Consider the following 14,730-nt stretch of genomic DNA (forward strand, 5'->3'; position numbering starts at 1 on the left):
CGGATATCCTAACCCGAAGAATACTCAGGCCGCAGGGAAATTTCCCTGCGGCCTTTTTATGCTGTTTTGACCGGAATCCGCAGAAGCCAAAGGACGGCGAAGGAGAGTGCATTCCTAATTAAAGGAGAAGAATAACGATGATTATCTCATGTCAAAATATCCAAAAATACCACGGTGCCCAGCTCGTTCTGAGCGATATCACCTTCGATATCCGCCAAGGCGAAAAAATCGGTCTGATCGGCCGCAACGGCTGCGGCAAAACCACCCTCTTCCACCTGCTGAGCGGAGAAGAACGCCCGGACCAAGGGCAGCTCTCCATCCGCCGGGGCAGCGTCATCGGCCTGCTTGCCCAGATTCAGGAGGTGAACGAGAGCGACACGGTCTATGCCGTCCTCCAGCGCAGCTTCGCCGAGCAGCTCGGCTGGCAGCGCCGCCTGCGGGAGCTGGAGCAGGAGATGTCTTCCTCCGGCGCGGGCGAAGACGGGCAGGCCTGGAACCGGCTGCTTAAGGAATACGGCACCCTGCAGGAGAAGTTCGAGGCCGCAGGCGGCTATGAGCTGGAAGCCTCGATCCAGCGTGTAGCCTCAGGGCTGGGAATTGGAACGGGACAGTACGACCGCCGCTTCTCCTCCCTCTCCGGCGGAGAGAAGACCAAGGTAGGGCTGGCCGAGCTGCTGCTGCGCCGTCCCGACATCCTGCTGCTCGATGAGCCGACCAACCATCTGGACATGGAGGCTATCGAGTGGCTGGAGCAGTTCCTCCAGAGCTATGACGGCACGGTGCTGGCGATCTCCCATGACCGTTACTTCCTGGATGCCGTGGTGAAGAAGGTCATCGAGATTGAAGACGGGGAGGCTTTCACCTTCCATACGAACTACAGCGGTTATCAGGTGGAGAAGGAAGCCCGGCTCCTTCAGCAATTCGCTGACTACCAGGAGCAGCAGAAGAAGATCAAGCAGATGCAGGAGAGTATCAAAAGGCTGATCGAATGGGGCAACCGCTCCAATCCGCCGAACCCTTCCTTCCACCGCCGTGCGGCGTCCATGCAAAAGGCGCTGGACCGGATGGTCAAGGTCAAACGCCCGATCCTGGAGCGCAAGTCCATGGATCTGCAGCTTCAGCAGGAGGACCGGACCGGCAACCAGGTCGTCATCCTGGACCGGATCAGCAAGTCTTACGGGGAGCGCAGGCTTTTCTCGGCCGCCAGCGATATTCTGAGATATGGCGAGACCACCGCACTGATCGGCGGCAACGGAGCAGGCAAAAGTACCCTGCTGAAGATCATCCTTGGCCAGGAGTCACCGGACAGCGGGAGCTGTACGCTTGCTTCCCGAGCTGTCGTCGGTTATCTTGCCCAGGAAGCTGTGCCGGAGGAGGGCGACCACTCCGTGCTGCGGTATTTCCGCGAGGAGGCCGGACTTGAAGAAGGCGAAGCACGCGGCCAGCTGGCCCGCTTCCTTTTCTACGGCAGCGATGTCTTCAAGAGCATCACCAACCTGTCAGGAGGAGAATGGACCCGGCTGCGCTTCGCGATCCTGATGCACAAGAGGCCGAATCTGCTGATTCTGGATGAGCCGACCAACCATCTGGATATCGATTCCCGCGAAGCGCTGGAGGAAGCGCTGGAGGAGTTCCCCGGCACCGTGCTGGCGGTATCCCATGACCGTTACTTCATCAACCGCTGCTTCGGCAAGCTCTGGCATATTGACGGCGGACGCTTCTCCTCCTTCTCGGGTAACTACGAGTATTATAAGGATAAGCAGGCTGAACATGCCGCAGCCGCCCAGCGGCAAGAGGCCACGCAGCCGGAATCTTCCGGGGGCGGCACCGGCAAGCCCCGCTCCTTAAGCGGGCAGGTAGACCGCTCCCCTTCTGCCTCCGCCTCTGCCTCAGCAGGTTCGGGTACGGAATCCGCTTCCTCCCGCCGCAAGAATACAGGGGGATCACCCTCCAGCCCTGCCAGTCCGAACCGCAAGCCGCGTCCGGCAGCTTCGTGGGAGCAGGACATTGCCGCAGCGGAAGCGCAGCTTGCTCTTATCGATGCCGAGATGCTGGACCCGCAGCTGTCGAGCAATGCAGAGAAGCTGGCCGAGCTGCAAGGAATGAGAGATGCTGCACAGCAGAAGCTCGATGAACTGTATAGCGGCTGGTTGAGCGAAGCGGAGATGTGAATTGTAGACAGACTAAATACTAAATCTAAGGTAGAGGTGACCGTAATGACATTAACTCCGGAAATTGCGAAATATTGGGAGAGTTATCTGGTGAAGCATCCGGAAGCGGCAGACAAATTCGACAGCGCCTGGGCGTTCGGCGACAATCCCCGGCTGGCAGATGAGCTGCTGGATCTGGTTCTTAGAGGAATCAAGACCGGGACCGCGCAAAATTATGAGTTGATTGAAGCGCAAGGGCTGACCATGCCTTTTACAGGCGGTTTATCCATCCTGCTGGACAGCACAGGGCAGCCGCGCGCGATCATCGAAACAACGAAGGTGGAGGTCGTTCCATTCGCTGAGGTAACCGCTGAATTCGCCTACTCCGAAGGGGAGGATGACCGCAGCCTTGAATCCTGGCGCTACGAGCATGAGGTGTTCTTCACCAGGGAGCTGGAGCGTGAGGGTAAGCCCTTCGACCCGGATATGCGGGTGGTCTGCGAGACCTTCCAGCTGGCGCATATCAACAACGACTTGTAATTTCAGCATAAAAAGGCTGCTTCTTCACTTCGAAGAGGCAGCCTTCATTGTATATGTGTAAGTTAGTAGTGGAATATAGCTTCTGCGGACGGGTCTTAGAATTTCCAGATGCCCATCATCCAGCCGATCAACGAGATCCATAAGGGAATACTGATCAGGACACCCCATACCAGGCCCGTGGCGATATTGCCCTCTGTAGGCCGGGTCATCCCCTCCTGCGCAAGCGGAAGTCTTAGCTCTTCTTGTTCCATGCGATCCCCTCCTAAAATTCTTATCGTCAAAGCAGAGGAAAAAATGTAGACCGCCAGGCCCAAAAAGAGATGTTTTCGATAAATTTTTAGATATAAAGGCTCAGCGGATCATCACTGTAAAGGCTTACATAAATAATATTAACCAAAAAATGTATTCATAAAACTTATATACACTCTTGGTTATCTATTATATGCAGTGCTTTAGTCCAATATTACTTCTTTTTCGGGATGATGTAAATATTGGAACATAGTGTGTAGCTGCTCTGCCGTGTTGCGTTCTTCAGACAATTCGGGCAATGCATCCTCGGCAAAAAATCCAACACCGCTCGTTTCCACACCACCCGCCGCCTCCCCGCCGGTAATTCTGCACAGGATGAACATTTTATAGGTATGGTATGGCTCCGGCGGATGCTGATGGAACTTCTTATCCAGTACAGCAAGCAGACGAACCGCTTCCGCCTGGTAACCGGATTCCTCGGCAATCTCCTTGACAGCCACCTCACTCGGTGACAGGCCGATATCCGCCCACCCTCCGGGCAGCGCCCATTTTCCGTCGAGCTTCTCGTGTACGAGCAGAATTTTATCCTCCTGAAAAATCACTCCCCGGATATCCACCTTAGGTGTGCTATACCCGCCTTCACCCGCGAAAGAGAGCCGTATACGCTCCTTGCTCTCATACGTATAGTTCGCCAGAATATCCACGCTCAGCTCGCGCAGTGCCTGATAACGCTCAATATCATATACATCCTTGGCATACGTCAGTCCGGTCTGGGCAATCGCTTGAATTTCTTTGGCCCAGGTTAACCATTTCGGTTCCATAAGCACACCGCCTTTATTCGGATTTAGTTACACTACTTCTTCCAGACGCTCTACTCGCACAGCATCAGATGACGGGAGAACGCACCTTTTCGCGCCACACAACGGTCTATAATTGTAAAACCGGCGGCAGCAATCATCTCATCCACAGCCTCAATCGCTACAATGACCACTCTGTCCGCAATCCGCCGCGTATGGCTCAGAATCGCAAACTGCTCTTCGGGGGTAATCCGTGAATACAGATTATAAGGCATATCCACGATGGCCGCATCGTAATGCTCCTCTATGTCTGCGATATCTCCGAGCGTAACAACACTCTCGAAGCCGAAATGAGCAATGTTCGTCCGCGCACCGGCTGCAATGAGCGGGTTAATATCACGGCCGACGACATCGATTCCCATCGACAAAGCTTCCACCATTACTGTGCCAATTCCGCAGCAGGGATCGATCAGCTTCACACCGGGTATGCGCGGAACCGCCATATTGACCGCCGCCCGGGCTACCCGTGTGCTGAGCGCTATGGAGTAGCTGCGGGGCTTGTGCATCTGCCGGAACCAGGTTGCATTGTTCTTATGATAAGAGCCGAAGTACCAGCGTCCGCCGAGCGTTACAATCCCGTACACCAGCTCCGGATGGTTCACATCCGCCTCTCCCTCAATCCGCAGGCCAATTTCCCGCTCAATCACTCTGCGCTCACCGTATTCGATTTTGTGTTCAGGAGCCAGATCATTAGTCTTCACAAAAATAACCTTGAAGCTCCGCCCCCCCAGCTCTACCTGCTCTGTCTGCTTGTAGATCTCCGGGAGCGTGTCCCCTTCGTACATCACATCTATCCGCTCTTTGATAAAAGGACTGCGGCTGACATCCGCCTCTACCCCGCTTGCAAATATAGCCGGAGGGATCTCCCGGCCGAACAGGCAGCGCAGCTCCATCCCGCACAATGAGGTCTCATCCGGCGAATGGGCATACGTATAAATATATATCGGTTCAACACTTGCAGGTATGTTCGTTGACACTACAATTTCGCTCCTGTCGCTTCCGCCGCGCTCGGCGGTTCCTTTGCTTAAACTAAGTAAGTCTATCACGGTTACTGCCAGTAATCAACAGCCTGCAAGGAAGTGTTACCTAAGCTACGCAGCTCCAGTCACCCTATGTTGAAGGGCCGGACAATCCTTTTTTGATCCATCGGGATATCTCCAGTATAATGAATGCATTACACTGCCGAACCTGAGCCGCAGAGACCCTCCGTTATGCATGTTGCCGCATAATACGGGTAGCTGTGGTATTAAGCAGCGAATTCCAAGGAGGTACATACCCACTATGTCTTACGAAACTTACTTTCAGGCTGAGCGTGAAGCCCAGCTGACCGAGCTTAAGCAATGGCTGGCGATTCCCAGCATCTCAGCCCTCTCCACCCACAAGGAAGATATCAATGCTGCTGCCGCATGGCTGACTGAGACACTAAAGCGCGCAGGACTTGAGAATATTGAGCTGCATCCCACTGCCGGCCATCCGGTGATCTATGCAGACTATCTTCATGCGCCCGGCAAGCCGACTATTCTGGTATACGGGCATTATGATGTACAGCCGGTGGATCCGCTGAACCTGTGGACTACCCCTCCGTTTGAACCGGAGATCCGTGACGGCAAGCTGTATGCGCGCGGCGCTACAGACGACAAGGGCCAGGTATTCATGCATATCAAAGCCATCGAGGCTATCCTGAAGCAAGAGGGCACGCTGCCAGTCAACATCAAGCTCTGCATCGAAGGGGAAGAAGAGATTGGCAGCATCAACCTGCCGCCATTCCTGGAAGCTAACCAGGACAAGCTTGCGGCAGATGCCGTTCTCGTCTCGGATACCTCCCTGCTGGAACGCGGACGCCCCGCCATCTGCACCGGGCTCCGTGGTCTCTGCTCCATGGAGGTCACAGTGAACACCGCCTTGACTGATTTGCACTCCGGCTCCTACGGCGGCGGCGTTCCCAATGCGCTGCATGCGCTGGTCTCGCTGCTCAGCACCCTTCACGATGACAAGGGCCGCGTATCTGTAGAAGGCTTCTACGAAGGTGTGCCTGCCCTGTCCCCGCTGCTGCGCGAAGAATTCGCCAAGCAAGGTGTGGATGAAGACAAAATCCGGACCGCCCTCGGCCTGGAGCAATTGTACGGCGAAGAAGGCTACACCTTCGTGGAACGGGTCGGCGCGCGTCCAACGCTGGAGCTGAACGGCGTATACGGAGGCTTCCAAGGCGAAGGCAGCAAGACAGTAATCCCGAAGGAAGCCCATGCCAAGATTACCTGCCGCCTGGTCGGCGACCAGGACCCGCAGCACATCCTGGATGCCGTTGAAGCCCATCTGAAGGCTAATATCCAGAGCGGCGCCAAGGTTCAGGTGAAGCAGATGGAGAAGGCACGCGCCTTCAACATCGATCCGTCACACCCGATCCTCCAGACCGCTGCCGATGCTTATGGCAAGGTCTACGGCACACGTGCCCTCTTCACCAAAGACGGCGGCTCCATCCCAATCATGGAGAGCTTCGCCCGCATCCTGAAGGCGCCGGTCGTCCTGATGGGCTTCGGACTCGATGACGAGAACCTGCATGCGCCGGACGAGCATTTCAATCTGGAGAACTTCGACAAAGGACTGCTGACCCTTGTTGAGTTCCTGAAGACCGTCTAACGTCCAAGGCAGACGGCTTACCTGTCACATCATATAAGTAAGCCAGGCCCCCGAAGGATCGGAGGCCTGGCTTCTTTTTGTTTTATTTTCGCCTACATTTGGTCCAATCGCCCTCATTTTCACAACAAAAAAACCCTTGCGGACAAGGATTTCGGAAGTTAAATATGGAGCGGGTGATGGGAATCGAACCCACGCTATCAGCTTGGAAGGCTGAAGTTCTACCATTGAACTACACCCGCAACTCGAATTGAGTACAAGAAACATTGTAGCACCACTACGAATAAATTGCAACCCTATTAAATTCAGATAACGGAGGTCCAGAGGTTACGACGGCATTTCCAGCAGAGGCCTGAGGAAGGACTGCTCGAATTCGGCCGCCTTCACCGGCTTGCTGAACAGAAACCCCTGGGCTTCATGGCAATGCTGCTGACGCAGAAAGTGGAGCTGCTCCTTGTTCTCCACACCTTCGGCGGTGACCTTAAGCTTCAAATGGTGGGCCATCGAGGTAATTGTAGAGACAATCGCGGCATTGTTGCTATCCTCCATGACATCGGATACGAAGGAACGGTCGATCTTCAAGCGGTCAATCGGCATATTTTTCAGATAATGCAGAGAGCTGTAGCCTGTGCCGAAATCATCGATGCTGATGCATACGCCAAGTCTTTTGAGGCGGTTCAATTGGTCGAAGGCGGTCTCCTTGTCCAGGGTCATACTCTCGGTAATCTCCAAATCCACGTAGCAGGGATCTAGACCGATATCCTTCAGGATGGCATCAATTTTGCCGGCCAGATTGGGCTGCAGGAACTGGCGCATCGAGAGGTTAATGGACACGCAAATCGGATGATAGCCGGCATCCTGCCACATTTTATTCTGCAGACAGGCTGTCTTAAGCACCCATTCCCCAATGGGAACAATTAGCCCGCTCTCTTCAGCGATAGGAATGAAATCCACCGGAGAGACCAAGCCGCGTTTGGGATGGTTCCAGCGCAGCAGCGCCTCCATGCCGACAATCTCTTCTGTCTCAAGCAGTACCTGGGGCTGATAGACCAGATAGAACTCCCCCCGTTCCAGCGCCCGGCGCAGATCGTTCTCCAGCTTGAGCCGTTCCTTCGCCTTCATCTGCATAGCCGGAATATAGCGGCGGATCTCCACCCCCTGATCCTTGGCATTGTGCACCGCTGTGTCTGCATTCTGTATCAACTGCTCTGCCGTATCTCCATCCCCGGGGTAGATGCTTACCCCCAGACTCAGCGAGATATGGTATTCGCCCGACTCCAGGCCTACCGGTGTCTCGAACAGGCGCAGCAGCTCACCCGCCCGGACCAGACAATTCTCCAGACCCGTCCGCTCCGTCATCAGAAAAGCAAACTCGTCCGCTCCCATACTAAAGAGCTCTTCATTGACTCTAACCTCATCCCCGATCCGCCGGGCGACCAGCTGCAACAGCAGATCTCCTGCATAATGGCCAAGAGAGTCATTGATATTCTTGAAATGGTTGATGTTCATAATGACCAGCCCGGCGAAGCCGCGGCTTTTGTCCTGCTCACTCTGGAGCACCACCTCTTCCATGCGCTGCATCAGGCGGCGTCTGTTCGGAAGACCTGTCAGCTCATCGTGATACGCCAGATAATTAATCCGCGCTTCCGCCTGCTGATTCTCCTGAAATGGCTCCTCAATCGTCAATCTGTAGACCCCGGTCAGCAGAAGATAATAGGCCGCTGCGCTGCTGAGCATCCCGAAGAGATAATCCAATTCTCCGACACTGAACAGATTCATGAAGAAGACCTGAGCCAGTGAGAAGAATACAAGGGAACGGATAATAATCAGCAGAGAGGCTGACTTTTCGCTTTTGCCAGGATAGATAATAATCGCAGCACCAAGTAAATAGACGAACAGTATCGCCATGTTCATCAGGTCTCTTGCCGTTTCTGCCCATGGTTCGTCCGCCAGCCCGGAGACAATCAGGTTGCCGAGACCAAACACAGCCAAAGACAGCAGAATCACCACAAAAGCATTCCGAAACACCTTCCCCTTGACGCCGTTTCCTACAAGCTGGTCTTCTCTGCTGAAAATAAGCATAATCCCCAGTGCACTAGCCAGCCGGGAGAACGTCAGGAGCCATAAGGACTGCTCCGGGCTGATATACGAGGTGATTCCAGGAATACCTACAAACCCGAGTACATGCAGGAAATCAAAAATGCTCACCCCCAGGAACAATGCAGAGGTGTACAGCCTAGCCTTAGATAGACTATTGGCGAACAGCAGCCAGCCCTGGGCAAAAATCGCAAAACCGAACGCGACAGTACAGCAGCCCAAAATAAGGTAAAAGGCTATCAGTAAATCCTTGTCCTCGATTCGGCCCAGCGGTGTACGAAAAATCTGGATCAGAAGGAATAGCACAGCCCCCAGAATAGCCGCATGAATCGTCTTTCTCTCTTCTTGTCTCATAAGTCCCTCGCGTCTAAAAATAATATCTATAAAGTCAGATGGATGTGTATGATGTCCTATGTATAAATATCGGCTAGATAGCTCTGTAAAGTTACATTGATCACCTACTAATATTGTAAGGAAGCAGATTCGGCAGAAAAAAAGCACCTGCCTACAAACAGAGGCCAGTGCTTTCTCCTTCCAGACGGTTATTTGTCCCCGAAATTGACCTCGGGTGTTGTCAGTGTGTCATAGAAGTCAACCGCCTTATCTTTATCGGCCGAAGATCGCAGCGCCATTGCCGAGCGGGGATGCTCGTCCAGCGTTCCTGTAATCATATACGGAATGATATAGCCCCACTCTTCCTTCTCCCGCAGAGGGATCATCAGGTTCTCAATGATATCCAGAACAGGCCGGAGCGTATAATTCGTATTCTTCAGATGGGTAACCAGCAGCTCTGTAGGACAGTTACCTGCGGCGCGGCCCATTCCATAACAGGAAGCATCCAGCAGCTCTACCCCCTTCTCGGCTGCAATCAGCGTATTGGAGAAGGCCAGCTGAAGATTGTTGTGGGTATGCACACCGAGCCGCTTCTCCGGAAGATGTGTCTTGAACTTCTCTACCAGGTAATGAAAGTCATTATGATCCAGGCTGCCGTAAGAATCCACGATATAGACTACATCAACTACGCTCTCACGGATCTGCTCGAAGGCTTCCAACAGCTCATTCTCCATCACATTGGACAGGGCCATAATATTAATGGTCGTCTCATAGCCCAGGTCATGGAAGGTCTGCACCAGCTGAAGGGCCTTGTCCACATCCTTGCTGTAACAAGCCACACGGATCAGATCGAGCATGCTCTCGCTGCGTGGCAGAATATCATTCTCGTCCACCCGGCCGATATCGACCAGAGCCGACAGCTTCGTATGCCCCTTTTGCGGAATGACCTTGCGCAGGAAGTCATCATTTAAAAAGCGCCAAGGGCCTGCACCCTCTGCCCCTTTGAGCAGCTTCGGCGAGTTCTTATATCCGATTTCCATATAATCAACACCGGCTTCATTCAGTCCGGCATATAATTTCTGAACAAATTCAATACTGAAATCCCAGTTATTTACCAATCCCCCATCACGGATGGTACAATCGACAATTTTACTATGATTAGTCTTCACAATCTGTTCTCCCTTCGGGGTATCTCTTTAGTACTATGCTTATATTATCGTTCAATCATACTTTAACGAAGAAGATATTGTAAAGAAAATTTCAGTAATCTTCATATCGATTTTCGCTAACAGAAACAATGACATTAATCACAGAATAAATGGCAGTAAAATGCTACATTACAAGAAATCATTGAGATTGATTATCAGTCTCTTTCGGAGGGATAACAATGGCTCTAACATCCTGCTCCTTGCTGCGTTTGCAACCAGGCACTACCGGCTCCATTCAAAGAATTGAAGGCATGAATCCAATTTTGCGCCGCCGTCTGGCCGATCTGGGAGTATCTGAGGGTGTAATGATCCGTCTCAAGGGCAAAGGGCCGTTCATGGGTCCGATTACGCTTGAATGTAACGGTCAGCTATTTGCTATCCGGCGGAAGGAAGCATCTATGATAGAGGTGAAAGTATCATGAGCTCCATCGCACTTGTGGGGAACCCCAACACCGGGAAAACCTCGCTGTTCAATACCCTGACTTCCTCCTACGAATACGTAGGGAACTGGGCAGGCGTTACGGTTGAGAAAAAAATCGGCAGTCTAAAGAACGGAGCCGGGAAGCTCATCGATCTGCCTGGAATCTACTCCCTTCACCCCCTCTCCCGTGATGAGGGCGTAGCCGCACAATACTTAATCGAAGAAACCCCTGAAGCACTTATCAATATTGTCGATGCCTCGCAGTTGGAACGGAACCTGCTGCTTACCCTGCAACTGCTGGAGTATGGCAAGCCGACGATCCTCGGACTGAATATGACCGATGTCGCCAAGGCGCGCGGCATTCAGGTGAACCCCGACATTCTTTCGGAACAGCTTGGTATTCCCGTGCTGCCGCTGATTGCCCGGACAGGCAAAGGAACCAGTCAGGTGCTTAGCGTGCTGGAGCAGCCTTCCCATATCCCGCCTGTTACCTTCCAGTTGAATTATGGGGAACTCGCTGAAGAAGCCATAGCCTCCATTGTTACACATTTGCAAAAGATCTCTGGTCTGCCTAATCTCCGCTGGGTTGCTCTCCAGCTGCTGGAGCAGAACCCGGTAATCCTGGAGCTGCTTAAGAAGCGGACGGATATTTCCGGCTTGCTGCTGATTGCAGATACCGCTCAGACCCGGCTGCAGCGGGATAAGCTTGCACTCACTCTTCCCCAGTTGATTCGCTCGGTCCGCATGGACTACATCCGCAAGGTGTGCGCTGAAGCGATAGACTCCACCCTGCAAAAACCGCATAATTTGACCGAACGTCTGGATTCCATCCTTACCCACCGTTTTCTCGGACTGCCCCTGTTCATCCTGTTTATGTATGCCATGTTCAAAACTACCTTTGACTGGATTGGCGGGCCGTTGTCAGATCTCTTGGATGGCTTCATCGGCGGTCAGCTCAGCGATTGGACGAATTCGCTGCTGGGGGCCATCGGAGCTTCGGAATTCACGCACGCACTGATCGTTGATGGTCTCATCGGCGGTGTGGGCGGCGTACTCGTATTTGTTCCACAGATATTCATCCTGTTCCTGATGATCTCCTTCCTGGAGGATTCCGGGTATATGGCCCGTGTCTGCCTGCTGATGGACAGCACGATGGAACGGATGGGACTGAATGGCAAGGCCTTCATTCCGTTCATTATCGGCTTCGGCTGCAACGTACCGGCGATTATGGCGGCCCGAAGTATTGAACAGCCCAAGGACCGGATGCTGACGACACTGCTTATGCCGCTGATGTCCTGTTCTGCCCGGCTTCCGGTCTATCTGCTGTTCGCAGCGGTCTTCTTTCCTGCCCAGCAAGCTACAGCTGTACTCTCTATGTATGTCATGGGTGTTGTATTTGCCCTGGTTCTGTGTAAGTTCTTCTCCAAGTACCTGTTCAAGAATGAGGCGTCTATCTTCATTATCGAGCTGCCTCCTTACCGGATGCCGCAGCTCAAGACACTGAGCCGCAGCACCTGGGAGAAGGGCAAGGGCTTCCTGCGCAAAGCAGGGACCATTATCCTGGCCGGCTCGGTCCTGATCTGGCTGATGTCCTATGCTGGTCCTGGCGGCCTCAATGTGGACATGGATCACTCCTTCCTGGCCAAATTCGGCGGCTTCATTGCCCCGCTGCTGCAGCCGCTCGGCTTCGGAACATGGCAGGCGGGATCAACTCTGGTGCCCGGCTTCCTCGCGAAAGAGGTTGTGGTCTCTACCATGAACATCATCTACCATGCTCCGGATACAGCGGGACTGGAAGGCCAGATTGCTTCAGTCTTTACACCGCTTAGCTCGATCAGCTTCATGGCCTTTATCCTGCTCTACATTCCTTGCCTGGCCACTGTCGGCGTTATCAAGAAAGAGACTGCGTCCTGGAAATGGACATTCTTCTCCATGGGTTACTCTCTGGTATTGGCCTATGCGGTGTCACTGGTGATCTATCAAGGAGGACGTTTGCTCGGATGGTCGTAGCCCCGCAGCAAGTCCAAGTTATTAAGAGAGGAAGCGATGACGGCAATGATCGTTAATATTGTGATTGTGGCGCTAATATTCGGGTATTCCGGCTGGATAATCTACCGCCATGTGCAGAAAGGCAAGCAGGGGGCCTGTGCGGGCTGTGACAAGGGCAAGACCTGTCCCGCAGCAGCGATGGATTCACCTCTGTCCTGCGGCAGTGCTTCACTGGGCAACAAGCGCTAGGATGCAGTTCTAGCGGATACAGACTTAGTATTCTTTCGTTTAGAAACCTTGGCATGCGGGTATGTTAGTTATAAGCTTTTAACAACCAGACTATTGCCAAGGAGGAATAACCATGAACACCAAGAAGACTTTGTTTACAACGGTAGCCTTGGGAGCCGCCTACTTGCTGAAGAATAAGAATACACGGGATAAGATTATGAATGGCGTCCAATCCCTGACTGCCCAGATGAAGGCCCGTAAATAGGCTGCTATTCCCGCAGTTATGAGAAGCAGGATTCCAAATGAACAAAGAGCCGCAGGTCTCAGGAAACTGAGAATCTGCGGCTCTTTGTGTCTGTTTGGACGATTCGGTCTAGGCCTCAGGGGAGCGGTGATCTGGTTCAGCCGCAGCGCTCAGCAGATATTCCAGCAAGGTGCGGACCATGATACCTGTGGCACCCTTAGGATTCACACCCCGTTCCGCAGACAGAAAGGCAGTCCCTGCAATATCCAGATGCACCCACGGCAATCCCTCGGCGAATTCTCCGATGAACAGCCCCGCCGTGCTGACAGCTCCATATCGTCCGGCAGCATTGCGGAGATCCGCAACCTCGCTTGTCAGCATCTCCCGGAATTCAGGATAGGCAGGCAACGGCCAGATGTGCTCCCCTGACAGCCTTGAGGCTGCCAGAAGCTCTTCCAGGAATGCTTGATCATTCGTTACTGCCCCTGTAGCCACATCTCCCAGAATCGACACCACAGCTCCTGTCAGCGTGGCTACGTCAATGATCCGCTGTGCTCCCCATTCCCGGGCATAGGTGAGCGCATCTCCCAGAATGATCCGTCCCTCCGCATCAGTATTGATGATTTCGACCGTTCTTCCACTGAGGGTAGTAATGATATCGCCCGGTTTATAAGCATTCGCTGCCGGCATATTCTCTGCCGCCGGAATCAGCATGACCACATTGACCTTGGGACGCAAATGCCCCAACGCATCCATAACCGCAAGAACGGCTGCGGCCCCGGCCATGTCACTGAACATGCTCTCCATGCCCGGTGCCCGCTTCAGGGAGATGCCCCCGGTATCGAAAGTGATTCCTTTGCCGACCAAGCCCACTGCGTTCTCCCATTGATTCGTCCCCTGATAGCGGATAACAATCATGCGGGGAGGATTCACACTGCCGCTGCCGACCGCAAGCAAGCCGCCCATTCCCTTAAGCGCAAGCTCCCGTTCATCCAGTACTTCAGCCGGAAGCCCGTGCCGCTGTGCAATTTCGATGGCAGCCACTGCAAGACCCGAAGGAGTCAGCAGATTCCCCGGACGGTTGGTCAGATCACGGGCAAGGTTAGCAGCCTCCCCGAAAGCCTTCCCCCGCTTCATGCCTTGTCTCCAGGCTTCCTCGTCTGCTGCTTCGCTCTTGCCTTCCGTACGCAGATGTACCGTATCTATACCCGTATAGGCTGCCTGGTCCAGCTTATAGTGTCTTCTGCGGTAAGACCCCAGGACCAGCCCTTCCGCGATGGCCTGGCCGGCCTGCTCCGCCTTCAGCGCCCCAGTCAGCCCGCCCGGTACCGCCAATATCTGCACAACCAGCGTAGCGGCCTTCAGCCTATAAGCTGCCCTGGCGGTCTGCGCCATCAGCTGCCGCAGCTCGTGCATACCCATCTGGCCCTTTCCGCTTCCGGCCAGAATGACCACAGGCTGCTCAGGCTGCTCCATTACGGGCAGTATATACACTTGCCCTTGTTTGCCACTGAACAGGCCCGCAGCGGACAATAGGCGGACTCTCGCGGCCCAATCTGCCGGAAGTCCTTCTCCCTGTGCCTGTGCCTCTGAGATGATTAGACATACAGCATCTCCTTGCGGCGAAGCTTTACCGGCATCACTGCTCCATTCAAAGATCAAACTTCATCCCTCCGACTAACGCAGATAAGGCTGATCTCCCGCACTTGTTCGTGCATCGCAGGAATCAGCCCTTACATATTAATTATAACCCGTATGCACTCCACCGAGAACAAAGGGC

Annotated in this window: 13 protein-coding genes and 1 tRNA gene; 7 read left to right on the top strand and 7 right to left on the bottom strand. The window is 53.7% G+C overall.

Translation table 11 applies throughout. The features are described 5' to 3' along the window. The first annotated feature begins 137 nt into the window (after nt 1–137). Nucleotides 138–2,171 (top strand): ribosomal protection-like ABC-F family protein, encoded by a 2,034-nt coding sequence (abc-f, locus tag MKY64_RS20360; protein WP_339254401.1) that lies wholly within the window; start codon nt 138–140, stop codon nt 2,169–2,171. Nucleotides 2,172–2,216: 45 nt separating this feature from the next. Then, nucleotides 2,217–2,690 (top strand): ASCH domain-containing protein, encoded by a 474-nt coding sequence (locus tag MKY64_RS20365; RefSeq protein ID WP_339254399.1) that lies wholly within the window; start codon nt 2,217–2,219, stop codon nt 2,688–2,690. A gap of 95 nt (nt 2,691–2,785) precedes the next feature. Here MKY64_RS20365 and MKY64_RS20370 read toward each other — a convergent pair whose 3' ends face one another. The 3 genes from MKY64_RS20370 to MKY64_RS20380 all read right to left on the bottom strand — a co-directional run bounded on the left by MKY64_RS20370 (nt 2,786) and on the right by MKY64_RS20380 (nt 4,773). Then, nucleotides 2,786–2,941, bottom strand: coding sequence for a hypothetical protein (locus MKY64_RS20370; protein ID WP_156949647.1), 156 nt, complete (start codon nt 2,939–2,941; stop codon nt 2,786–2,788). Nucleotides 2,942–3,142: 201 nt separating this feature from the next. Then, nucleotides 3,143–3,760, bottom strand: a complete 618-nt coding sequence (locus MKY64_RS20375; protein WP_209874774.1) for an NUDIX hydrolase — start codon at nt 3,758–3,760, stop codon at nt 3,143–3,145. A 50-nt stretch (nt 3,761–3,810) separates the two neighbouring features. After that, nucleotides 3,811–4,773 carry a TRM11 family SAM-dependent methyltransferase gene (locus MKY64_RS20380; protein WP_442792658.1) on the bottom strand — a complete coding sequence of 321 codons (963 nt, stop codon included), beginning with the start codon at nt 4,771–4,773 and terminating at the stop codon, nt 3,811–3,813. A gap of 304 nt (nt 4,774–5,077) precedes the next feature. Between MKY64_RS20380 and MKY64_RS20385 the strand changes: the two genes are divergently transcribed. After that, nucleotides 5,078–6,433, top strand: a complete 1,356-nt coding sequence (locus tag MKY64_RS20385) for a dipeptidase (protein ID WP_036727698.1) — start codon at nt 5,078–5,080, stop codon at nt 6,431–6,433. A 165-nt stretch (nt 6,434–6,598) separates the two neighbouring features. Here the strand turns inward: MKY64_RS20385 and MKY64_RS20390 are convergent. From MKY64_RS20390 to MKY64_RS20400, 3 genes are all read right to left on the bottom strand, one after another. After that, nucleotides 6,599–6,672, bottom strand: a tRNA-Gly gene (locus MKY64_RS20390). Nucleotides 6,673–6,757: 85 nt separating this feature from the next. Continuing rightward, a complete protein-coding gene (locus MKY64_RS20395; protein ID WP_036727697.1) occupies nt 6,758–8,881 on the bottom strand; it encodes a putative bifunctional diguanylate cyclase/phosphodiesterase in 2,124 nt (707 codons plus the stop codon). Nucleotides 8,882–9,069: 188 nt separating this feature from the next. Then, nucleotides 9,070–10,029 carry an aldolase catalytic domain-containing protein gene (locus MKY64_RS20400; protein ID WP_200869575.1) on the bottom strand — a complete coding sequence of 320 codons (960 nt, stop codon included), beginning with the start codon at nt 10,027–10,029 and terminating at the stop codon, nt 9,070–9,072. Nucleotides 10,030–10,247: 218 nt separating this feature from the next. On the opposite strand from MKY64_RS20400, the gene MKY64_RS20405 reads away from it, so the two are divergent. The 4 genes from MKY64_RS20405 (at nt 10,248) to MKY64_RS20420 (ending at nt 12,971) form a co-directional block, all read left to right on the top strand. Beyond that, nucleotides 10,248–10,490: a FeoA family protein gene (locus tag MKY64_RS20405; protein ID WP_036696155.1), complete on the top strand. Its 243-nt coding sequence runs from the start codon at nt 10,248–10,250 to the stop codon at nt 10,488–10,490. Then, a complete protein-coding gene (gene feoB, locus MKY64_RS20410; protein ID WP_036727693.1) occupies nt 10,487–12,499 on the top strand; it encodes a ferrous iron transport protein B in 2,013 nt (670 codons plus the stop codon). The genes MKY64_RS20405 and feoB overlap by 4 nt, the downstream gene beginning before the upstream one ends. 36 nt (nt 12,500–12,535) lie before the next feature. Beyond that, nucleotides 12,536–12,727 (top strand): FeoB-associated Cys-rich membrane protein, encoded by a 192-nt coding sequence (locus MKY64_RS20415; RefSeq protein ID WP_327196469.1) that lies wholly within the window; start codon nt 12,536–12,538, stop codon nt 12,725–12,727. A gap of 112 nt (nt 12,728–12,839) precedes the next feature. Further along, the gene (locus MKY64_RS20420) at nt 12,840–12,971 is read left to right on the top strand and encodes a hypothetical protein (protein WP_256707444.1); all 132 of its coding nucleotides are present in this window, start codon (nt 12,840–12,842) and stop codon (nt 12,969–12,971) included. Between the two features lie 108 nt (nt 12,972–13,079). Here MKY64_RS20420 and MKY64_RS20425 read toward each other — a convergent pair whose 3' ends face one another. Next, complete coding sequence (locus MKY64_RS20425) at nt 13,080–14,612, bottom strand: leucyl aminopeptidase (protein ID WP_340955387.1); 1,533 nt, start codon at nt 14,610–14,612, stop codon at nt 13,080–13,082. Nucleotides 14,613–14,730: the final 118 nt, after the last annotated feature.

The organism is Paenibacillus sp. FSL R7-0210 (assembly GCF_038009085.1).
GTDB classification, from domain to species: domain Bacteria; phylum Bacillota; class Bacilli; order Paenibacillales; family Paenibacillaceae; genus Paenibacillus_AQ; species Paenibacillus_AQ silagei.